The 21882-nt window shown below is 69.8% G+C and carries 17 protein-coding genes and 1 pseudogene; 4 read left to right on the top strand and 14 right to left on the bottom strand.

Annotation, left to right across the window (positions count from 1 at the left end; translation table 11 throughout):
- Nucleotides 1-20: 20 nt before the first annotated feature.
- The 5 genes from sdhB to D7V97_RS11730 all read right to left on the bottom strand — a co-directional run bounded on the left by sdhB (nucleotide 21) and on the right by D7V97_RS11730 (nucleotide 6019).
- The gene (gene sdhB / locus D7V97_RS11750; RefSeq protein WP_120610705.1) at nucleotides 21-827 is read right to left on the bottom strand and encodes a succinate dehydrogenase iron-sulfur subunit; all 807 of its coding nucleotides are present in this window, start codon (nucleotides 825-827) and stop codon (nucleotides 21-23) included.
- Between the two features lie 87 nt (nucleotides 828-914).
- Complete coding sequence (gene sdhA, locus D7V97_RS11745; RefSeq protein WP_120610718.1) at nucleotides 915-2792, bottom strand: succinate dehydrogenase flavoprotein subunit; 1878 nt, start codon at nucleotides 2790-2792, stop codon at nucleotides 915-917.
- A gap of 232 nt (nucleotides 2793-3024) precedes the next feature.
- Nucleotides 3025-3969, bottom strand: a complete 945-nt coding sequence (gene mdh / locus D7V97_RS11740; protein WP_120610704.1) for a malate dehydrogenase — start codon at nucleotides 3967-3969, stop codon at nucleotides 3025-3027.
- 29 nt (nucleotides 3970-3998) lie between these two features.
- Nucleotides 3999-5294, bottom strand: a complete 1296-nt coding sequence (gene icd, locus D7V97_RS11735) for an NADP-dependent isocitrate dehydrogenase (RefSeq protein WP_120610703.1) — start codon at nucleotides 5292-5294, stop codon at nucleotides 3999-4001.
- A gap of 173 nt (nucleotides 5295-5467) precedes the next feature.
- Entirely contained in the window at nucleotides 5468-6019 is a 552-nt protein-coding gene (locus D7V97_RS11730; protein ID WP_120610702.1) for a HAMP domain-containing sensor histidine kinase, read from the bottom strand.
- A gap of 397 nt (nucleotides 6020-6416) precedes the next feature.
- Between D7V97_RS11730 and D7V97_RS11725 the strand changes: the two genes are divergently transcribed.
- The gene (locus D7V97_RS11725; RefSeq protein ID WP_199728778.1) at nucleotides 6417-8567 is read left to right on the top strand and encodes a hypothetical protein; all 2151 of its coding nucleotides are present in this window, start codon (nucleotides 6417-6419) and stop codon (nucleotides 8565-8567) included.
- Nucleotides 8568-8581: 14 nt separating this feature from the next.
- Nucleotides 8582-9325 (top strand): iron-containing redox enzyme family protein, encoded by a 744-nt coding sequence (locus D7V97_RS11720; RefSeq protein ID WP_120610700.1) that lies wholly within the window; start codon nucleotides 8582-8584, stop codon nucleotides 9323-9325.
- An 89-nt stretch (nucleotides 9326-9414) separates the two neighbouring features.
- Here D7V97_RS11720 and D7V97_RS11715 read toward each other — a convergent pair whose 3' ends face one another.
- Nucleotides 9415-11055, bottom strand: coding sequence for a bifunctional 3-(3-hydroxy-phenyl)propionate/3-hydroxycinnamic acid hydroxylase (locus tag D7V97_RS11715; RefSeq protein ID WP_120610699.1), 1641 nt, complete (start codon nucleotides 11053-11055; stop codon nucleotides 9415-9417).
- A 556-nt stretch (nucleotides 11056-11611) separates the two neighbouring features.
- Between D7V97_RS11715 and D7V97_RS11710 the strand changes: the two genes are divergently transcribed.
- Together D7V97_RS11710 and D7V97_RS11705 are read left to right on the top strand one after the other, a co-directional pair.
- Nucleotides 11612-12340, top strand: a complete 729-nt coding sequence (locus tag D7V97_RS11710; RefSeq protein WP_120610698.1) for a class I SAM-dependent methyltransferase — start codon at nucleotides 11612-11614, stop codon at nucleotides 12338-12340.
- A gap of 107 nt (nucleotides 12341-12447) precedes the next feature.
- Nucleotides 12448-12648, top strand: a complete 201-nt coding sequence (locus D7V97_RS11705) for a hypothetical protein (RefSeq protein ID WP_120610697.1) — start codon at nucleotides 12448-12450, stop codon at nucleotides 12646-12648.
- Nucleotides 12649-12706: 58 nt separating this feature from the next.
- Here D7V97_RS11705 and D7V97_RS11700 read toward each other — a convergent pair whose 3' ends face one another.
- From D7V97_RS11700 to D7V97_RS45830, 8 genes and pseudogenes are all read right to left on the bottom strand, one after another.
- Complete coding sequence (locus D7V97_RS11700) at nucleotides 12707-14032, bottom strand: cytochrome P450 (protein ID WP_120610717.1); 1326 nt, start codon at nucleotides 14030-14032, stop codon at nucleotides 12707-12709.
- Between the two features lie 100 nt (nucleotides 14033-14132).
- Nucleotides 14133-15590 carry an o-succinylbenzoate--CoA ligase gene (gene menE / locus D7V97_RS11695; RefSeq protein ID WP_120610696.1) on the bottom strand — a complete coding sequence of 486 codons (1458 nt, stop codon included), beginning with the start codon at nucleotides 15588-15590 and terminating at the stop codon, nucleotides 14133-14135.
- A 2-nt stretch (nucleotides 15591-15592) separates the two neighbouring features.
- Nucleotides 15593-16747, bottom strand: coding sequence for an o-succinylbenzoate synthase (gene menC / locus D7V97_RS11690; RefSeq protein WP_120610695.1), 1155 nt, complete (start codon nucleotides 16745-16747; stop codon nucleotides 15593-15595).
- Between the two features lie 8 nt (nucleotides 16748-16755).
- Nucleotides 16756-17676: a 1,4-dihydroxy-2-naphthoate polyprenyltransferase gene (locus D7V97_RS11685; RefSeq protein WP_120610694.1), complete on the bottom strand. Its 921-nt coding sequence runs from the start codon at nucleotides 17674-17676 to the stop codon at nucleotides 16756-16758.
- Complete coding sequence (gene menH, locus D7V97_RS11680; protein WP_120610693.1) at nucleotides 17673-18524, bottom strand: 2-succinyl-6-hydroxy-2,4-cyclohexadiene-1-carboxylate synthase; 852 nt, start codon at nucleotides 18522-18524, stop codon at nucleotides 17673-17675. The genes D7V97_RS11685 and menH overlap by 4 nt, the downstream gene beginning before the upstream one ends.
- A complete protein-coding gene (menD, locus tag D7V97_RS11675) occupies nucleotides 18515-20284 on the bottom strand; it encodes a 2-succinyl-5-enolpyruvyl-6-hydroxy-3-cyclohexene-1-carboxylic-acid synthase (RefSeq protein WP_120610692.1) in 1770 nt (589 codons plus the stop codon). Before menD ends, menH begins: the two co-directional genes overlap by 10 nt.
- Nucleotides 20268-21578 (bottom strand): isochorismate synthase MenF, encoded by a 1311-nt coding sequence (locus D7V97_RS11670; RefSeq protein WP_120610691.1) that lies wholly within the window; start codon nucleotides 21576-21578, stop codon nucleotides 20268-20270. The genes menD and D7V97_RS11670 overlap by 17 nt, the downstream gene beginning before the upstream one ends.
- Before the next feature lie 81 nt (nucleotides 21579-21659).
- Nucleotides 21660-21882, bottom strand: a pseudogene (locus D7V97_RS45830) (chorismate-binding protein); the annotation flags it as partial.

Genomic DNA, 21882 nt, shown 5'->3' with positions numbered 1-21882 from the left:
CGCGAACAGGCGCGGGAGGACTACCCCGGACCGCTGGACGCCTTCTGCTCCTCTTCCTTGAAGAAGATGTCCTTGATCATCAGCTTGGTGACCTCGCGGTTCATCACCGCGATGGAGGTCGTGAGGGGGATCTCCTTCGGGCAGACCTTCACGCAGTTCTGCGCCTTGCCGCAGTCCTGGATGCCGCCGGGGCCCATCAGGGCGCGCGTGCGCTCCTCGGCGTTCAACTTGCCCGTGGGGTGCATGTTGAACAGGCGGGCCTGGCTGATGGGCGCGGCGCCCATGAAGTCGTTGTCCAGCGTCACCTGGGGGCACGCCTCCAGGCAGCTGCCGCAGGTGATGCACGTGGACAGCACGTACATCACGGAGTGGTCCTTCTGCGACTGGCGCGGGCCGGGGCCCAGGTTGTACGTGCCGTCGACGGGGATCCAGCCCTTCACGCGCTTGAGCGACTCGAACATGCGCTCGCGGTCCACGGTGAGGTCGCGCACCACCGGGAACTTCTTCATCGGCTCCAGGGTGATGGGCTGCTCGAGCTTGTCCACCAGCGCGGAGCAGGCCATGCGCACCCGGCCGTTGATGTTCATCGCGCAGCTGCCACACACCTCTTCGAGGCACGCGGCGTCCCAGATGACCGGGGCGACCTTCTTGCCGTCCGAGGTGACGGGGTTGCGCTGGATCTCCATCAGGCAGGAGATGACGTTGGCGCCCTTGCGATAGGGGACCTTGAACTCGTCGAAGTGGCCCGGCTTGTTCGGATCATCCTGCCGCCAGATGCGGAAGGTGATGGTCTGGGTGCTGACGGCGCTGGCCTGTGCGGTGTCCATGGTGCTCGAGCCCTTCCCTTCACTGCCAAATCAGGTAGCGGAGTCCCGCGCAGTGGTGCACGCGGGTCCGAAAAACAGTCGCCCCGCCTATGCGTACCAGCGCGGCTCGGGATCCAGCACCGGCGTCGGCAGGTCCTGGTAGGAGATCTCCGGCCCCTGGGCGGCGTAGCTGGCGATCGTCGTCTTCGCCCACTTCTCGTGGCGCTTCTTCCACAGCTCCATCCAGTTCGGATCCTGACGCGGGTCCTTCGTCGCGGGCTCCGGGAGGGAGAAGTCCGGCTTGTAGTGGGCGCCACGGCTCTCGTCGCGCAGCAGCGCGCTCTTGGCGATGACCTCGCCCAGCTCCAGCATGTTCCACACCTGGTTGGTGTACGACAGCGCCCGGTTGGCGACCACGCCCGTGTCCAGCACGTTGACCCGGCTCCAGCGGTCCTTCAGGTCGCGGATGCGCTCCACCGTCTTCTTCAGGCGGTCGTTGTAGCGCACCACGGTGCAGTTCTCCGTCATCACGTCGCCCAGCTCCTTGGCGAGCTGATACGGGTTCTCCGCGCCGTTCATGGCCTTGATGGTGGCGAAGCGGTCCACCCAGTAGCTCTTCGCGTCGTTGAAGTACTTCTCCGGGCTCGCCGCCGCGCTGACCTCCTGCGACTTGGCGAAGGCCGCCATTGCCGGGCCGCCGATCATGCCCGAGTAGATGCACGACAAGAGCGAGTTGGCGCCCAGGCGGTTCGCGCCGTGGAAGGCGGAGTCCGCCTCGCCCGCCGCGTACAGGCCCGGGATGCGCGTGGTCTGATTGATCGGGCTGCCGTCCTTCGGGGTCTGCGTCTTCGGATCCGCGTCGAAGGACACGTGCAGGCCGCCCATCGAGTAATGCATGCCCGGGAAGATGACCATGGGCGTGTGGCGCGGATCATCTCCGACGAACTTCTCGTAGATCTCCATGACGCCCTTGATCTTCGCGTCGAGCGTCTTGGCCGGGATGTGCGTCACGTCCAGGTACACGCCGTCGCGCCCGCCCACACCCAGGCCCAGGTCGCGGCAGACCATGAAGATCTCCCGCGTCGCGACGTCGCGCGGCACGAGGTTCTTGTACTTGGGGTACTTCTCTTCCAGGAAGTACCAGCGCTCGCTCTCCGGGATCTCCTTGGGGGCGCGCACGTCGCCCTTCTTGCGCGGCACCCAGACGCGGCCGCCCTCGCCACGCACCGACTCGCTCATCAGGCGCAGCTTGTCCTCACCCGGGATGGAGGTCGGGTGCACCTGGATGAACTCACCGTTGGCGTACAGCGCGCCTTCCATGTACGCGCGGCCCGCGGCGGTGCCGGTGTTGATGATGGAGTTGGTGGAGCGTCCAAAGACGATGCCCGGACCGCCCGTGGCGAGGCACACGGCCTCCGCCGGGAAGGTGCGGATCTCCATGGTGCGCAGGTCCATGGCCACGCTGCCGATGCAGCGGCCGTTCCCGTCCTTCACCGTGCCAAGCCACTCCCAGTACTCGTACTTGGTGACCTTGCCTTCGGCCTCGTAGCGGCGTACCTGCTCGTCCAGCGCGTACAAGAGCTGCTGGCCGGTGGTGGCGCCCGCGAACGCGGTGCGGTTGTGCAGGGTGCCGCCGAAGCGGCGGAAGTCGAGCAGGCCTTCCGGCGTGCGGTTGAACGTCACACCCATGCGGTCGAGCAGGTAGATGATGCCGGGCGCCGCGTAGCACATGCCCTTCACGGAGGTCTGCTCCGCGAGGAAGTCGCCGCCGCGCAGCGTGTCCATCACGTGGATGTCCGGGTGGTCACCCTCACCCTTCGTGTTCACCGCGCCGTTGATGCCGCCCTGGGCACAGACGGAGTGCGAGCGTTTGACCGGGACGAGCGAGAGCACGTCCACCTGGTGACCCGCCTCCGCCAGCTTGATCGTCGTCATCAGCCCGGCGAGACCGCCGCCCACCACCGTGAATCGCGCTGCTGCCGCCATCATCGTCTCCTTGACCGTCAGACGCCGGGCCTGCAGCCGATGGATCGCGAAGACCGCGCTTCGCGACAACCCACCCGCTCCCGACCATCCCGTGCGAGTCCTACACGCTAGTTAACTTGGAAAAATACCGCCGCAACGACGGTGTGCCGGGGGATAAGCCCGGATCATTCGCGGCATCAGGCGGCGGCCCGCCGGCAGCATCCGGCGGGCCCGACCGACCGATGCGGGAAGGCTACAGCTTGACGAGTTCGACCGTCTGCTTCACCGACTCGTAGGACTTCTTGAGTTCGGCCTTCTCCGCGTCGTTCAGCTCCACGGTGATGACCTTCTCCACGCCGCCCGCGCCGATCTGCACCGGCACGCCGAAGAAGAAGTCGCTGATGCCGTACTGGCCCTTGAGCATGGCCGCGGCCGGCAGCACGCGCTTGCGGTCGAACAGGAAGCTCTCCGCCATGGCGATGGAGGAGGCGGCCGGCCCGAAGTAGGCGCTGCCCGTCTTGTACAGGCCCACCAGCTCAGCGCCGCCCTTGCGGGTGCGGTCGATGATGGCGTCCAGCTTGTCCTTGGCGATGAGCTGGGTGAGCGGCACGCCGCCCACGGTGCTGTGGCGCACGAGCGGCACCATGTCGTCGCCGTGGCCGCCGAGCACCAGCGCCTCCACATCACGGATGGAGGAGCCCAGGGCCTCCGCCACGAAGCACTTGAAGCGGCTGGTGTCCAGCACGCCCGCCATGCCCACGACCATGTTGTCCGGCAGGCCGGCGATCTTGTGGAGCGCGTACACCATCGCGTCCAGCGGGTTCGCGACGTTGATCACGAAGGCGTTGGGGGCGTGCTGCTTGATGTTGCCCGCCACGTCCCGCATGATCTTCAGGTTGACGTCGAGCAGGTCCTCGCGGGTCATGCCCGGCTTGCGGGGCACGCCGGCCGTGATGATGATCACGTCCGAGCCCGCCACGTCCTTCCAGTCCGTGGAGCCGATGACGCGGCTGTCGTAGCCGTCCACCGCCGACAGCTGGTTGATGTCCAGCGCCTTGCCCTTGACCAGACCTTCGGCCGCCGGGATGTCGTAGAGCACGACGTCGCCGAGGTTCTTCTGGACCGCCAGCAGCGCCAGGTTGCCGCCGATCTGGCCGCCGCCGATGAGGCCGATCTTCTTCTTGCGATTCTGAGCCATGGTTTCGCCCTCCTGATTCGGGGTGGGAACTACATGTGCTTGATGATGGCCTGACCGAACTCCGAGCACTTCACCTCGGTCACGGCGTCCTTCGTCTCCAGCTTCATCAGGCGCGCGAAGTCGTACGTCACGGTGCGCGCGGCGATGGCGCGGTCCATGCCCTTGATGATCAGGTCCGCGGCCTCGTGCCAGCCCAGGTGGCGCAGCATCATCTCACCGGAGAGGATGACCGAGCCCGGGTTCACCTTGTCCTGATCCGCGTACTTGGGAGCAGTGCCGTGCGTCGCCTCGAAGACGGCGTGGCCGGTGACGTAGTTGATGTTGCCGCCCGGCGCGATGCCGATGCCGCCCACCTGCGCCGCGAGCGCGTCCGACAGGTAGTCGCCGTTGAGGTTCAGCGTGGCGATGACGTCGAACTCGTCCGGACGCGTCAGCACCTGCTGCAGGGTGATGTCCGCGATGGAGTCCTTGATCAGGATCTTCCCCGCGCCCACGGCCGCCTTCTGCTCGGCGTTGGCGGCGTCCTCGCCCTTGGCGGCCTTGGTCGCCTCCCACTGATCCCAGGTGTAGACCTTGTCACCGAACTCGCGCGCGGCGAGGTCGTAGCCCCACTTGCGGAACGCGCCCTCGGTGTACTTCATGATGTTGCCCTTGTGGACGATCGTCACGCTCTTGCGCTTGAGGTCCACGGCGTACTGGATCGCGGCGCGCACGAGGCGCTCGGTGCCTTCCTTCGACACGGGCTTGATGCCGATGCCCACGTCCGAAGCGAAGCGGACCTTCTTCGCGTCCTTGGGGAACTCCGCCTGGAGCCACGCCAGGAACTTCTTGGCCGCGTCCGTGCCGGCCTCGAACTCGATGCCCGCGTAGATGTCCTCCGTGTTCTCACGGAAGATGACCATGTCCACCTTGTCCGGCTGCTTCACCGGGCTGGGCACGCCCTTGAAGTAGCGCACCGGCCGCAGGCAGACGTACAGGTCGAGCATCTGGCGCAGCGCCACGTTCAGCGAACGGATGCCGCCGCCCACGGGCGTCGTCAGCGGGCCCTTGATGCCCACCAGGTAGGTGCGGAAGGCCTCGACCGTCTCGTCGGGCAGCCAGTTGTTCACCTGCTTGAAGGACTTCTCGCCGGCGAGGACCTCGTACCAGGAGATCTTCTTCTTGCCGCCGTACGCCTTCTCCACCGCGGCGTCGAACACGGCCTGCGAGGCCTTCCAGATGTCGCGGCCGGTGCCGTCGCCCTCGATGAAGGGGATGATCGGGTTCGCCGGCACGTTCAGCTTGCCGTTCTGCAGGGTGATCTTCTCGCCAGAGGGAGGCGCCATGAACGCAAACTCCTGATTGGGACCGTGTATTGGAGGCGGCGGATAGTCCGGAACCCGCCCCCGGTCGTCAAGGAGTTTGGCCGCGCGGGGCCGCGTTTGGGCGCACCCCGGGTGCGCCGCGCTTATCGCAGCCAATGGTCTGCAAAGCAGGGCCGCGCTTGCCGGCCCGTCGGCTAGAAGCTCGCGAGGCCGGGCGCGGGGAGCTGGATGCTCACGCCCGTGCCCTCCTCAAGCCGCTCCACCGACAGCTCGCCGCCCATCGCGTCCACCAGCTCCCGCGCGCGGGCGAGCCTCCGGTGGGTGCTCCCCACGCGCAGCGGGGACAGCACCACCGAGCGCAGCTCCCGCTCCGACAGGGCCACGCCCGGCATCACCACCTGGAAGCGCGGCCCCACCTCCCCGAAGTCGTCCGGGGGATCCACCACCACCTTCACGGTGGAGGCCTCCGGCGTCGCGGTGTCCGTCGCGTGGGCGATGAGCAAGAGGAAGACCTGCTCCAGCCGGCGGCGGCTGACCCGGGCGATCACCGGATCGTCGGGAAGCTCCAGCACGACCTCCACGCCGTGGAGACGTCGCGTGGCCCCCAAAAGCCCCAGGGCGTCGCGCGCGGACTGCGCCACGTTCACCTGGAAGACGTCCGGGAGATCCACCGACTCCAGACCCTGACCACCGGGCGGCGTCACCTCATCACCCGGTGAGCCCTTCGCATCGAGCGCTGCGCTCATTCGCGTCTCCCCTCCCCTGACCCTGGAGCGCCCACCATACCGACCGCTTCCGACACGCGTCCATTGCCCGCCCGGTCGAGAGCGATTCTCAGATTCAGTTTTGGCGGCTTTACAGCTATGCGCCATCTTACCGGTGAAGATGCGTCTGTGGGTGCGTAGTACTCCTCGGAAACCCCGTACTTCCTTGGTCAACCATGACCCGGGGTGAGTCGCCCGGGGGCCCTGAAAAACAGTCAGGGTATATAAATTCGGTTTGACTGTTACGAGCGAACTCCTCATGATGGGTACCCAGAGTCCAGAGCCGTCAGCGTCTTCATCGGATCAGGGAGGAAGTGTTGTGCTCGCAACATCGCCGACCATCAATGGTGTCGCTGCTCGCAAGAGGGGAGTCCTGACGATGGATGGAGGGATCCCGGCGTCCACGAAGTTCCGGTATGCGATCGAGTTCGGCAGTGGCGATGCGCTGCGCAACGTGATCCCCCTCCCTCCTGCTGAAGCGGCCCTGGACGACTCGGGCTATTCGCTGCACGGCACCGGCCCCACGGCCATCACCTGCGCGCTGGGCAGCCCGGACGCGGTGCTGGGTGAAGTGACGCGGCTGAGCCCCACGGTGGTGTGGGTGGCGCCGCGCGAAGAGAAGGTCGACACGTCGGAGGCGCGCACCTTCCCCGTGTACCTGTCCTTCAATGGCGTCACCGTCGGGCCGCTCAACGGCGCCTTCATCCCCACGGATTCGGACGTGCCGCACGCCCCGGTGGGGCTGCAGCTGGTGGGCGTGACGCTGGAGCAGGGCCGGGAGATCCTCGCGTTCCTGGCGGACGCGCTGCGCCGGGGCGTGGCGGAGCCGGCCGCGTCCGCGATGCCGGTGCAGGACACCATCGTGGACCCGGAGCGGATCCGCTCCATCTTCGGGGCCATCTGCGCCTCGGGGAACAAGGGCGTGCTGCGCCGCCAGGGCCGCGTGGTGCGCATGGTGCTGGAGCGCTTCCACGCCTCCACCAATGAGCTGGAGTGGCGCACCGAGGAGTCCACCCCGGAGTGGGGCGACCCGGCGTACGACATCGACGTCATCGGCTACAACTCCGCCTACCGCATGCGCGCGGAGACGGGCCGGGGCGAGGGCGACCGCCTCTTCACCACCCTGCCCGAGCAGCTGTTCCGCATCCGTCACCGCTGGCACCGCCGCGTTCCGGCGCCCGAGGGCGTGAGCGCGCGCTTCCACCACCCGCTGTGGCGGGAGCTGGGCCTGATGCGGCGCGAGGTGCTGGACCTGTCCTTCTCCGGCCTGTGCGTGCGCTGCATGCCGCAGGACCTGATGTTCCCGGGCCTGCTACCGCCGCTCATCGAGCTGGAGCTGGGCGAAGGTCAGACGGTGAGCGTGCGCGGGGAGATCCGCTTCGTCAGCAGCGTGCGCCCTGATGGCAGCGTGCTGTGCGGCCTGAGCGTGCTGCCCTACTCCTCCGACGAGGCGCGCTGGGTGCGCTTCGTGTCGCAGACGATGTCCCCCGCGACGCGCACCAGCGAAGGTCTGGTGGATCAGCTCTGGGACCTGTTCAACCGCTCCGGCTTCTTCAGCCTGGGCGGCAGCTCTCCGGAGGAGTTCGAGGAGCTGAAGCTCAACTTCGCGTCGCTCGCGAAGCGCGCCGCGGAAGTGCCGCAGCTGTTCTGCCAGGCGGTGTGGCCGTCCGAGCGCGGCATCGAGGCGACGCTGTCCTTCACCAAGCCGTACCGCCACGCGTGGCTGGGCCACCAGGTGGCGAAGCGGCCCGGCAAGCCGCCGCCGGGGGTGCAGGAGGCGGGGCAGATCATGCGCGACATCTACCTGCGCACGTTCGAGCACCCGCAGAGCGACCCGGACTTCCACTGGGTGATTGCCTACGTGGAGGCCCTCAACCCGTGGATCGCGAAGGCGCACGTGCGCTACGCGGAGCGCCAGATGGCCTCCGGTTCGGGCCTGGCGTACACGCGGAAGATCCAGAAGATGAAGGCGTTCAGCCACGAGCTGAGCGGCCGCGACCACCGCGAGTTCGACGTGGGCCCCGCCACCGACGGCGAGCTGAGCCTGCTGGCCGCGAGCGTCGCCCGCCAGTTCCCGAACTGCTACGTGGAGTCGTTGGACCTGACGCGGGACCGGCTGGACCTGACGCCCGTCACGCAGAAGTGGAAGAGCTTCGGCATGGAGCGCGAGCGCGCCATCCTCGTGGCCCGCCGCAACGGCATCCCCTACGCCGCCGCCGTGATGGAGCTGGGGCAGCTGGGCGCCAACCTCTTCCGCCTGCTCGACAACACCCGCATGTTCTCGCTCGTCGAGGACGGGACGCGCGCCTACGCGGCCCTGATGGACGCGGCCCGGCACTGGTACCTGGAGCGCCGCCGCCCCTCCTTCCTCTACCTGCGCGAGGACGAAGGCGGCAGCTACGTGCAGGAGTGCGGCCTGCACGACGGACCGGACCCGTACATGTGGATCATCTCGTCGAAACTCGTTCCCGACTTCCTCGAGCACATCAGCGAACTCACCATCGGGCGCCGCGGTGCCCACTCCCGTTGAGGACAACCCCCCCCATGAGCAAGCCCCTCGTCGATTCGCAGTACCTCCCCCACGTCATCGACGTCCGCCACGTCCTGGCCTCCGGCCCCCACGTGACGACGCTGCTGGATCCGAACGTGGACCCCGCCCTGCTGGAGGGCTTCCTCATCCAGCTGTGTGCCCTGGGTGTGTACATGACGGAGCCCGTGGACGGGTGGATCCGCCGCGCCGGTGAGTCCTGTGTGCGCGTGGGCCTGGAGGAAGTGGGCAAGCAGCTCATCACCCACGCCAAGCACGAGGCCGGTCACCACCTGATGATGGTGGAGGACACCAAGAGCCTCGTGGCCGGGTGGAACAAGCGCCGCATGCCGAAGCTGGACGCGGAGCAGCTGCTCGCCCAGGCCCCCACGCCGGCCATGGAGGAGTACCGGCAGATCCACGAGGAGACCATCAACAGCGCCATGCCCGGCGCGCAGGTCGCCATCGAGTACGAGATCGAGAACCTGTCCGTGGTGTTCGCGCCCCGGCTCATCGAGCAGTGCAAGCGCGTGCTCGGCCCGGACGTGATGAACTCGCTGACGTTCATCAAGGAGCACGTGGAGCTCGACGTGGGCCACACCGCCCTCAACGAGATCATGCTCAACAAGCTGCTGGGCCAGGCGCCCGAGCACGCGGCCACCATCGGCAAGACGGGCGCGCGCGCGCTGGACATCTACCTGCGCTTCTACGGCGACTGCATGGAGAAGGCGAAGCGGATGCTCCAGGCCGCCGCGGCCTGAGCCGGTGCTGGAAGGCCGACGGGCGCCGAGGCCTGGGAAGGCCTCCGACGCCCGTCAGGTGCTGCGGGCCCCCAGGGCCCGTTTGAAGATCAGGCGCCGAGCGATGAGATCCGACGCGACACGCGGCTGCCCCGGCGCGTGAACGGACGGACCGTCTGCTTCAGGGTGGCGTGGAGCTGCGCGACGCCCGCGCGGTTCGTGGCGCCGTAGACGTAGCGGTCCGGCCTCAGGACGACGAGGTCGGCCGCGTGCTGGGCGAACCACGCGCCCAGCTTTCCTTCCAGGTCCACCACCTCGCCCTTGCGTCCCGCGCCGGAGCGCGCCGCCGGCGCCACCGACAGCCAGGTGCCGCCGATGTCCTCCGCCAGGGCCTTCGCGGCCTGCTGCACGTCGGCGGGCGCACCCGGCCGCGTCAGCACGGCGAAGCGCTGCCCGATGATGTCGTCGAGCGGGCGCTCCCCCTCCTCCCCATGCTCCACGCGCGGCTGCGGGAAGTAGGCGCCCTCGGCGGCTTGCTTGGACTTGCCGCGCTTGCCGCCGAAGAGGAACCCCTCCGCATGGAAGAGGTTCGGCTTCATCTTGTACTCGCGGATGAAGGGGCCGGTGACGGGCATCCGGTACAGCAGGTTGATGAACGCGTTGCGGGCGCGGGCCATGAGCGGGCCGCCCGAGGCCAGCATCGACCCCAGCGCATCCGACAGGCGCATCATCTCCGCCGCGTGCGGCCGGCGCTCCACCTCGTAGGTGTCCAGGAGCGACGCGTCCGCGGCGCCGCCCAGCACGTGCGCGAGCTTCCAGGTGAGGTTCGCCGCGTCGCGCAGGCCGGAGCACAGCCCCTGCCCCAGGAAGGGCGGCATGAGGTGCGCCGCGTCCCCGAGCAGGAACACCCGGCCCACCCGCCACTTCTCCGCCATGCGGCTGTGGTAGGCGTACAGGTTGACGCTCTTCACCTTCACGCTGTCCGGATCGATGTACGGGGCGATGATGCCGCGCACGTACTCGGGGCTGCGCACGTGCTCCAGGTCCTGGCCGGACTTCACCACCGTGTCGAAGCGGATCTCGTCGTGCGCGGTGCGCGTCACGATGCCCACGCGCTCCGGGCCGCACGGGTAGTATGTGAAGTCCGGCGCCGACGACGTCGTCTCCACGGAGATGGCCAGCGCGTGCGCGAGCGCCGTGGTGCCCTCCAGCTTCAGGCCCAGCCGGCGGCGGATGGCGCTCTTCGCGCCGTCGCACGCGAGCAGGTAGCGGGCGCGCAGCGTCGTGGTGCGGCCGGTGGCGTTCTCCTTCACGCGCACCGACACGCCGTCCTCGTCCTGCATGAAGGATTCGACCTCGTGGCCGCGCCACAGCGCCACGTGCGGGAAGCGCTCCATGCCGCGCAGCAGCGACGCCTCCAGCCGCGGCTGGCTGAACAGCGACCCGATGAAGTGCCCGTTGGGCCGCTCCACCTTGGTGAAGTCCACCTCCGCCAGCACGCGCATCTCGTCGTCGACGTAGGACATCTTCAGGCACGGGTGGAAGCCCGGCCCCAGCTCGCCCGTGAGGCCGGCGGCCTGGAAGATGCGCTGGGCTTCGTCGTCCGCGTTGATGGCCCGCGACTGCGTGTGCGGGACGGTCTCCTTCTCGATGACCACGGTGCGCAGCCCGTGATGCCCCAGCAGGTTGGCCGCCATGGCACCCACCGGCCCGCTTCCGACGACGATCACATCAACAGATTCCGGAGCCATTACTCCCCTCCCGTTGTGTGCGAGCTGATCAGGATTCAACCGTGCGACCCGACGACCGAAGCCCCCCCTCGATCGTAGTTAAGAACACTGACAACCCCTTGCAACCCCGCTTCTGGAGACGCGGGCACCGCATGATCCGGGTCGCCGCCTTCCGAGCGGAGACACCGCCCGGGCCGCCGTGCATCCCGCCCACTTATTAAAACGCACCCCTCTGAAAACCTTGCATGTCTGCCCATGCCTTCGTGCGTGTTTTCCCCTACGCCCACGAGTGAAGGGCGGACGGGCTGACTCCCGTGTCGGCATTTCCTGCAAGGCTTCAAAGTTGCGCGGGGGCCGGACGAATTCATGTCTGGTTTGCAACCCTGCCCGAGTGCCTGCGCGAGTGGATGTGTGCCAATACACCCGGTGCGCGCCTCTTGTGCGTCGCTCCGGACTGCGCGACAGTGGCGGGGACGTCTCCCCCCTGAGCCCCTTGGAGCGCCCAGCGATTATGCCCAGACTGCAACTTTTCGAATTAGAGGATCAGCCCTGGTTCCCCAAGGTTCTTCGCCGTGGGGTGACGGACTTCCTGGCGTACGTCTGGAGCCTGTCGGACGACCGCTACGTGGAGTTCGTGCGGCGGCTGAAGGGCGCGATGGCGGCGATGGGCGAGACGCAGCTGCTGGACATGGCGTCGGGCAGCGCGGGGCCGGTGCCGAAGCTGCTGGAGATGTTGGAGACGCAGGAGCAGTACACCGCGACGGCGCTCCTGACGGACCTGTACCCGGAGGTGTCCGCGTTCGAGAAGGTGAAGGCCGCGCACCCGGGCCGCGTGGACTACGTGACGACGCCGGTGGACGCGACGGCGGTGCCGGCGTCGTTCAAGGGCTTCCGGATCATGTGCAACTCGTTCCACCACCTGCCGCCGGAGCTGGCGCGCAAGGTGCTGGCGGATGCCGTGGCGCAGCGCCGGGGCATCGCCATCATGGAGCTGGTGGAGCGTCGGGGGCCGGCCATCGCGATGACGGCGGCGGCCCTGCTCAACGTGCCGCTGGCGACGCCCTTCATCCGCCCCGTGCGCATGGACCGGCTGGCGCTCACGTACCTCATGCCGCTCATCCCCATCGCGGCGGCGTTCGACGGCGTGGTGTCCTGTCTGCGGACCTACTCCATCGAGGAGATGCGCGAGCTCACCCACGGGCTCAGCGACGACTACGTCTGGGACATCGACCGGTTGACGAACGAGGGGAACCCCTTCGGCCTGATGATGCTCATTGGCCGACCTGCCAATCCCTCGCAGGCCTGAGCCCTGTGTCGGAAGGCGGGCAGTGACGCCTCGGGCCAACGCGAGGCGTCGTGATTTCCGGGTTTGAAGGACGTTACATGGGCGTTCCCTCAAGGAGGAGCACGCTCATGGAATGGCTCGAATTCAAGCGCTGGTCTCCGGAAGTCCAGCACGCGCTGGCCCTGCAGGCGGCCCGGTTGGGCCAGACGGCGATGCACACCGAGCCGCCGCGGCCGTCCGCGACGATGCTCGCGGCCCACCGGCTGTGCACGCTGCTGCGTCAGTACCCGCGCACCAACCCCTGGGGCCACCCCGCCTCGGAGTGCTGACCCCGGGACGCCCCGGCCCGTCCGTGAGTCCACGGGCGGGGCCGGAGCGCCGGGCGCGTCAGGAGCCCGTGGGGGTCCACTCCACGCGCAGGCTCTGCATGGCGCGCAGCGTGAGGCTCTGCGTGATCTGGAAGTCCGGGTTCGGCGCGAGCCGCAGGTCCGGCATCTGATCCAGCAGCAGGTTGGTGGCGATGAGGGCCTCCTGCCGTGCCAGGGGCGCGCCGATGCAGAAGTGGATGCCCCGGCCGAAGCCCAGGTGCGACGGGTGGTGGCGGGAGATGTCGAAGCGGTCTCCGTCCGGCAGCAGCGCCGGGTCGCGGCTTCCGGACGCGTAGAGCAGCAGCAGCCGCGTGCCCTTGGGCAGCGCGACGCCCGCGAGCTCCACGTCCTCCGTGGTGGTGCGGATCATCCCGTGCGAGACGGAGTCGAAGCGCAGCGTCTCCTCGATGAGGTGGGGCACCAGCGAGCGGTCCTCGCGCAGCCGTTGCCAGAGGCCGGGCTGCAGCAGGGCCTGCTTCCAGGACATGGAGAGCAGCGCGGCGGTCGTCTCGTGGCCGGCCGCCAGCAGGCTGCCGGCGATGGCGACGATGAGCTCCGGCAGCGTGAGCGCCTCACCGTCCGCGTCGGTGGTGACCAGGTAGCTGGCCAGGTCGTCGCGCGGTTCGTCGCGCCGGTTGGCGATGAGGCGGGCGACGTAGTGCTGGTAGGTGACCCAGCTGCGCGCCAGGGGGGGCTGCTCCTCCGCCGGGACGCGGGTGAAGATCATCCGGAAGAAGTCGTCGCACCAGCGCTTGATGTCCGCCATGTCCTCCTCGGGCACGCCCACCATGCCCAGGATGACCCGCGCGGGCAGCGGGTACGCCAGCTGCTTCACCAGGTCCGCCTGGCCGTGGTGCACGAACTTGTTGATGAGCTCCTGCGTGACGGCCCGGATGGGGCCGTCCTGCGCGGCGATGCGCTGCGCGGAGAAGCCCCGGCCCATCAGCTTGCGCAGCCGGGTGTGCGTGGGCGGATCCGAGGCCAGCAGGCTCTCCCCCAGCGGATAGCCCTCGGCGAGCACCGCGAGCGTCTCCGGGGCGAACACCGAGCCGACGTTGCCCATCTCCCCCGAGGAGAACCGCGTGGGGTCCTTCAACACGTGGCAGATGTCTTCGTACCGGCTCACCAGCCACATCCCCAGCATGGGGTTGAAGCTGACGGGCGCGTCCCGCCGCAACTCCGCGTAGAACGGGTGCGGATCCTCGACGTGCGGCCCCGCGAACGGATTGTACTGGGCGCCCAGATGCGGGCACTTCATCGCGTTGCTGGCCCTGCTTCCCTGCGCGTCGGGGCGAACCCCTTCGGACTTCACTTCCGACTTCACTGCTTCCACTGCGTTACTCACCGAGAGCTCCAGATTGCCCCCCACGCGGGCAACTCTAGCCTGCCTGTCTGGTCAACTCAGCGAGTCTTGGAAGCCCCATTCAACCCAGGGTGCGGGTAATTCAAGACCCCTGCTGAAACACCGACTGAGACATCGCGTGTTTACGAAGGACGGGGCGCTCCACCTTGCTCATCGCGTTGCGTGGAAGTGTTTCAAGCGCGACAAAACGCGTGGGCACCTTGAAGCCCGCGAGGGACTGGCGGCACCACGCGTCCAGATTTCCGGGCAGCGCGTGGCCGGGGCGCAGGACGACGAAGGCCACGGGGACTTCCCCCCAGTGGGGCTCCGGCACGCCGACGACCGCGGACTCCGCGATGGCCGGGTGGTTGGCGAGCACCGCTTCGATCTCCGCCGGGTAGAGGTTCTCTCCCCCGCGCACGATGAGGTCCGTGCGGCGAGACAGGAGCGTGAGGCGTCCGCGCGCATCGAGGACGCCCACGTCCCGGGTGCGCAGCCAGCCGTCGTGGAAGGCGTCGCGCGTGGCGTCGGGCTGGTTCCAGTAGCCGGCCATCAGCGTGGGGCCGCGCACCTCCACGTCCCCTTCCTCGCCCACGGCCAGCGGCGCGCCGTCGGTGCTGACGATGCGCACGTCCAGGCCCGGCAAGGGAGGACCCGCGGTGCGTCCATCCGCTTCGTCGGGACGCTCCGTGGTGACCTGGGAGCAGGCCTCGGTGAGGCCGTAGGTCTGGAGGGCCCGCAGCCCCGCGGCCCTGGCGCGGGTGAGGAGGGCCGTGGGGACGGGGCCGCCACCAATCAGCGCGCACCGGAAGGTGTCCGGCAGCCTCCGATCCGCGCGGGCGTCCAGCACCCGCTCCAGCGTGGTGGCGACGAAGCTCGCGTGCGAGGCGCCTTCCGCGTCGATGGCGCGGTTGACGGCGTCCGCGTCGAAGCGCTCGTGCAGGAGCAGGCAGCCGCCCTCGTAAGCGGTGCGCGTGAGCATGGCCAGGCCACCGACGTGGAACAGCGGCAGCGTGCCCAGCCAGCGCGGCGCGGGGTGCGGGCCCAGGTTCAGGGCGGAGGCCCGGCACGAGGCGCGGAACGCTGCTTCCGTGAGCACGGCGCCCTTGGGCCGGCCCGTCGTCCCGCTGGTGAAGAGGATGACGCGGGGTGTGTCCGCTTCCCAGCTCCGGGACGAGGACGCGGCCTCGCGGGCTGGAAACGCCTCCAGCGACTCCGCTCCGGGGAGCCTGTCTCGCAGCGGTTCGAGCGCCAACGTGAGGCGCGGCGCGACGGCGTCCACCAGGGGCTGTAGCTCCGCGCGGGTGAGCCTTGCGTTGAGCGGCGCGAACACCGCGCCCACGCGGCCCAGCGCCCAGAAGAGGAACGTCACCGCGGGGTGGCTCGTCGACAGCAGCGCCACGCGGTCACCCTGCCCCACGCCTCGCGCCTCCAGCGTCGCGGTCCAGCGCGCCACCTCCGCGTCCAGCGCCCCGAAGGTCCAGCCGCGTCCCGCGAAGCGCAGGGCCTCCGCCTCCGGATGCCGCCGTGCGCCTTCGTGGATGGGACAGCCGAAGCGCATCTTCAGGGCACCCCGATCAGCTCCGGCGTCAGCCCCAGGCCCGGCACATCGTGCAGCCGCAGCAGGCCCCGCTCCGGTCGGTAGGGGTGATTCTTCGGCTCGTCCGCGAAGAGCCGCCCCACCGCGAGTCCCGAGGCGAGCTCTCCCGACGGCAGCGCGGAGGCCAGGTGCGCGGCGCCCGCCCGGGCCACCACGCCGTCGAGGGAGCTGGTGACGTAGGCGTGCATGCCCAGCCGGGCCGCGCGCAGGGCCACCACCATGGACGGCAGCAGGCCCCCGAGCACCATCGGCTTGAGCACCACCGCGCCCACCACCGGCCCGCCGCCCAGGTCCATCGTGAGGAGCGCGCGCACCGCCGCGGGCGAGGCGAGTGTTTCGTCCGCGGCGATGATGCACGGCGCGCGGCGCTGCACCCGCCACAGCGCCTGCAGGTCCTCCGGAGGCGTGGGCTGCTCCACCAGCTCCAGTTCGTACCAGCCCAGGCGATCCAGGGCGCGGTTCGCCTCGGGTTCGGTCCAGCCGCCGTTCGCGTCCAGGCGCAGGCGCACCCCGGGCCCCACCGCGGCTCGCACGGCGCGCACCCGGGCCTCGTCGGCGTCCAGCGTGCGGCCGGCCACCTTCAGCTTCAGCGTCTGGAAGCCCTCCGCGACCGCGTCCCTCGCCTCCTGGGCGAGCTCCTCCGGGGCCTCCGCGCTCAGCAGCGCGTTCACCAGCACCTCCGGCCGCGCCTCCTCCGCGAGCAGCCAGCACAGGGGCACGCCCTTGCGCTGGGCCAGCAGATCCAACAGGGCCAGCTCCAGGCCGTGCTGCGCGGCGGGGGCGTGCTCCTCCGGATCAAAGGAACGGATCTTCGCTCCCAGGGAGCGGGTCGCGTCGTTGGGCGAAGGCGCGAGCGTGGCCTCGATGCCTTCGATGCTGTCGTCCAGGGACTGGCCCTGGAGCGCGCCCAGCCAGTCGCGCAGCATCTGGTGCGTGGTGGCGAGGGACTCCGTGCCGAACTCCGGCAGCGGCATCGCCTCGCCCTGCCCGATGCGGCCGTCCTCGTCCGTCAGCCGGACGATGAAGCCTTCGCGCGTGGTGTAGGTGGCCTTCGCCGTCTTCAGCGGACGGGCCATCGTGAGTCGCAGGGGGGTGAGCGTCGCTTCGGTGATGCGCATGAGCTCCTTCAGCGCAGGTACAGTCCCAGCGCGAACAGCAGCCCGAACACCAGCTGCAATCGCGCCGTGGCACCCAATGCGGGGTTGAGTGCCGCACCTTCCGACTTCAACATCATCTTCAGCGGCGGCGCCACCAACGGCAGGCTCAAGAGCGGCAGGAACACCCAGGCGCTCGCCAGCCCACGGGCGAACAACACGAAGGGCGTGGCGTACGAGGCCACGAGCAGCAGCACGTACTCCGCCCGGCCGAAACCCGCGCCGAAGCGGACCACCACCGTGCGCTTGCCGGCCTTCACGTCCGTGCTCGCGTCGCGCTGGTTGTTCACGACGATGAGGCACGTGCCGATGGCACCCACCGGCAGCGACGCCCACCAGGCCGCGGGCCCCACGACTCCCGCCTGCACGTAGTACGTGCCCGTCACCGCCACGAGGCCGAAGAAGATCAGCACGAACAGGTCACCCAGCCCGTGGTAACCCAACGGGTAGGGCCCGCCCGTGTACGCGTAGCCGCACAGCAGCGACATCACGCCGATGATCACGATGGGCCAGCCGCCCACCGCGACGAGATACAGGCCCACCAGCGTCGCCAGCGCGAAGCACGCAAGGCCCCCCATCAGCACCGTGGCCGGGGCGATGAGGCCGCTCTGCGTCACGCGCTTCGGGCCCAGGCGCTCGGCGGTGTCCGCGCCCTTCTTGAAGTCGTAGTAGTCGTTGATGAAGTTGGTGCCGATCTGGATCAGCACCGCGCCCACGAGGGCCGCGAGCGCCGGCAGCAGGCGCCCCACCCCTTCGCCATACGCCAGCGCGGTCGCCACCAGCACCGGCACCGCGCCCGCCGTCAGCGTCTTCGGGCGCACGGCCATCAGCCACGTCTTGAGCGTGGGCCGGGGGGGAGCGGCGTCGGAGGGACTGGAGACCAGGGTGCTCACGAGTGGGCGGCCTCTCGCGCCAGGATGACGGGTTCGAACTGCGGCGCTTCGTACCAGGGCGTCTGCAGGAACGAGAGCACTTCCCGGACGTACTCCTCCGGTGCTTCCAGGTGCGGCGCATGCGCACTGCCCGTGAACGCGTGGCGCCACACCACCGGCAGCTCCGCCGCCATGCGCCGCGCCAGGTTCGTGAACTTCGCGTCGTCGGCGCCGGTGAGCAGCAGCGTGGGCAACCGCTGCCGGTGCAGCGACGGCCAGTAGTCCGGCTGCACGCCCAGGCCCAGGCACTCCAGCGCCCCGGCGAGGCCTTCCGCCGTGCAGGCCTGACGGCGCTCCCGGAGCGCGGCCATCCGCGGGGCGGGGAGGCGGCGCAGTCCCTCGAACAGGGGCAGCGCTTCCCAGCGGTCCACGAAGGCGTCCACGCCCCGCGCGCGGATGAAGCCCGCGAGCTTCGCGTCGGCCTCGCGTCGTTCAGAGCGCTCCTGACGGCGGTGCAGCCCCGGGGAGCCGCTCTCCATGATGAGCCGGCCGAAGCACTCCGGCGCGGTGACCGCCGCGGCCAGGGCCAGCCGCGCGCCCTGCGAATAGCCGAGCAGGTCCACCGGGCCTCCCAGCTCGCGCGCCAGGCGGATCACGGCGTCCACCGTCTCCAGGAAGCCTTCGCGTCCCGTCTTGTCGGGCAGCGGCGTGCGGCCGTGGCCGGGCAGGTCCACCGTCACCACGCGCACGGAGCGACCGAGCAGCGGCTTCAGGTGCTCGAACGAAGCGCCGCTGCCAGTGAAGCCGTGCAGCGCCAGCAACGTGCGCGGGCCTTCGCCCCAGGTGTCATACGCAAGCGTCACGCCCATGGTCCTTCTCCCAGTGCGGTGGCCATCCGCGCGAAGAGGTGTCGGTGCTCGTCGACGTTGGTGGCGCGGTCGACCTGGACCTCCACGAGGTGCAGCCCGCCCTCCAGCCCCGATCGTACCGCCGTGCGCAGCGCCGCGGGAGTCGTGGGGCGATGGAACCGGGCCCCCGCGAGCGCCGCCGCGTGCGACAGGTCCACGCCGTGCGGCGTTCCGAAGAGCGTCTCGAACTCGTCCGGCTTCGCCGACTGCGCCAGCGGCAGGAACGAGAAGATGCCGCCCCCGTCGTTGTTCACCACCACGACCGTCAGCGGCACTCGCGCCCGCGACGCCGTGAGCAGTCCGCCCACGTCGTGCAGGAGCGCCAGGTCGCCGGACAGCAGCACCGCGGGCCTTCCCGCCGCCGCCGCCACGCCCGCCGCGCTGGACACGATGCCGTCGATGCCGTTGGCACCCCGGTTCGCGAGCACACGCAGCGGCACGCCGCCCCCTTGTGCGAAGGCGTCCACCGCTCGGATGGGCATGCTGCTGGACACGAAGAGGAGCGCACCCGCCGGCAGTGCGGCCACCACCTCGCGCGCCAGTCGCGGTTCGGTCAGCGCATCGGGGCGCTCCGCGAGCGCGGTCTCCAACGCATTGCGGGCCACGCGCTCGGCGCCCATGAAGCCCTGGGCCCAACGGCCGGGGCCCCTCGAAAGGCCCGGCGTCAGCGCGCGACACGCGAGCACCGCGGAGCCCTCCACCACGAGCGAGGCCCGGTGCGGCGGGTCATACAGCGCGCCCTCATCGCTGAAGACGATGACCTCCGCTTCGGAGGCGTCCATCCACTGCTGCGGGGACTTGGGCGTCAACCCTCCGCCGAAGCGCAGCACGAGCGCCGGCTTGTGGGCCCGCGCGAAGGGTTCATGGCGCAGCAGCGCGTCGTAGAGCGACACCGTCAGCGGACCGCCGCCATAGCGCGCCTGCGACGCGGCCTCCGCGAACACCGGGTAGCCCGTCGCCAGGCTCAGCGCGGCGATGGCCTCTCCGAAGCCGTCGTCCTCGTCGCGAGGACCGCACACGATGACGCCCCGCTCGGTGGCGGCGATGCGCGCTCGCACGCTGTCCAGCGTGGCCGCATCCGGGGCCCGCGACGGCGGCTGGATGCGGGTGAGCGGCGCGTCAGAGCGACCGTCCCTCGCGAGCGCCGACACCTTCTCCACGCCGAAGTCCTGCGCGATGGGCGCCAGCGGTTCGCGGAACGGAACGTTGAGCTGCACGGCGCCCCGGGGCGCGCGACACGCGGTCGCCACCGCACGGGCAGCCGTGGCCCTCAGGTGCGCGACGGCCGCGGTGCTTGATTCGGGCAGGCCCACGTCCGCGAACAGCCGCGCGAACTCGCCGTAGAAGCGGGCCTGCGGCACCGTCTGCGGCGCACCCCAGCCCTGGAGCTCCAGCGGCCGGTCCGCGGTCAGCACCACCAGCGGCACCTGGGCCATGGCCGCCTCGATGACGGCCGGATAGAAGTGCGCGCCCGCGGAGCCGCTCGTCGCCACCAGCACCACCGGCTGCCGCGAGTGCTTGGCCATGCCGAGCGCGAAGAACCCCGCGCTGCGCTCATCGATGACCGACCAGGTGCGCAGGCCCGGCGTGTGCGCGCACGCGAGCGCCAGCGCCGACGAACGCGAGCCCGGGCACACCACCGCGTTCCGGACGCCGCCGCGCACCAGCTCCTCCAGCAGGGCGCGCGCCCACAACACGTTGAGGTTAGCGTCGGACGACATCCCCGCCCCCCAGTGCGCGCAGCATCGCCAGACTCTTCATCTCCGTCTCCCGCCACTCGGACTCCGCGCTGGAGCCCGCGACGATGCCCGCGCCCACGAAGAGCCGGGCATGCGAGCCGCGCACCAGCGCCGAGCGCAACGCCACCACCAGATGCGCGCGTCCCGGTCCCACCCAGCCCACCGGTCCCGCGTACCAGCCCCTGTCCAGGGCCTCGTGCTCCACCAGGAACGACAGCGCGCGCTCGCGCGGCGTGCCGCCCACCGCCGGCGTGGGATGCAGCGCGGTGACGACCTGCGCGGTGTCCACGCCCTCGCCCAGCTTCGCGCGGATGCCCGTGCGCAGGTGCATCACGTTCTTCAACGCGAGCACCGACGGCTGCGCGTCCGCGGACACGCTCGCGGCCACCGGCTTGAGCGCCTGGAGGATGTAGCGCACCACCGCCTCGTGCTCGCGCCGGTCCTTGTCACTGGCATCCAGCGCCGCCTCGCCACCCGGCGCCGCCGTCCCCGCGAGCGCCTCCGTCTCCAGCACCCGCCCGTCCACCCGGCACAGCGTCTCCGGCGTCGCGCCCAGGAACCCCGTCCCGTCTGGCGCGCGGAAGAGGAACGTGGCGCAGCGGGGGTTCTGCTCGCGCAGCCGCGCCAGCACATCCACGATGTCGAAGGGCGCCGGCCCTTCCGCATCCATCGCCCGTGCCAGCACCACCTTGTGCAGGTGGCCCGTGGTGATGGCCTCCACCGCGCGGTCCACCAATGCCTCGAAGTCGTGCCGCGACGATGTCGTGCGCAGCGCCACCGGCGCACCCACCGCGTGGCGATAGGTCTGGGAGAAGGATGCACGCACGCGCTCCAGCCGCGAGCGCACCGCGTCCTCGCCCCCTTGGGCATCCGTGGCGAAGGCCGCGACATACAGCGCGTTGTCCTCGCGCCACACCAGCACCTCCGGCAACGTCCAGCGCGCGAGCCCGTGCGAACGCCACGCGCCATCCACCTGCCCCGTGGGGCTGAAGCGCATGCCGCCAAACCACGGCCCCGGCATGCGGACAGGCACGGGCCCCAACCACCGCACGGCCTCGTGACCCAGTGAGCCCAACACCGCCGGAAGCTCTGATGCGACGTGCGCCTCGCGCACACCCGCCTCGCCCCATCCCGCGGCCGCCTCGCGGTCCACCGGACGCTCCCAATACACGGAAGGAATGCCCAGGCTCCCTGCCCCTGCCAGGGGATCCACTCCCGCCAGAGGCATCATCCCGGCGACCCAATGCGGGCCCTCAGCGGGACTGAGCGGCGTCATCAGAAACTCTCCTAGAGGCCTCGCGGGCCATTACCTTCGATTGTCTTCTAAGCGATCTCGGCTATACATGCACCAAGGAGTTCAAAACCGCTTGAACTCCATCAAAGAGGGAGCCGCCGTGGGAGGCCAGCAAGCAGACGACCCAGCCTCGCGGCGTGAGCCGGGCGCACACCGCGTCCCGTCCACCCGGCACAGCGTCTCCGGCGTCGCGCCCAGGAACCCCGTCCCGTCTGGCGCGCGGAAGAGGAACGTGGCGCAGCGGGGGTTCTGCTCGCGCAGCCGCGCCAGCACATCCACGATGTCG

The sequence above is a fragment of the Corallococcus sp. CA053C genome (assembly GCF_003611675.1).
In the GTDB taxonomy this organism is placed as follows: Bacteria; Myxococcota; Myxococcia; order Myxococcales; family Myxococcaceae; genus Corallococcus.
Note: the sequence above shows the minus strand (reverse complement) of the source record. Positions and strands in the feature narration are given on the sequence as shown.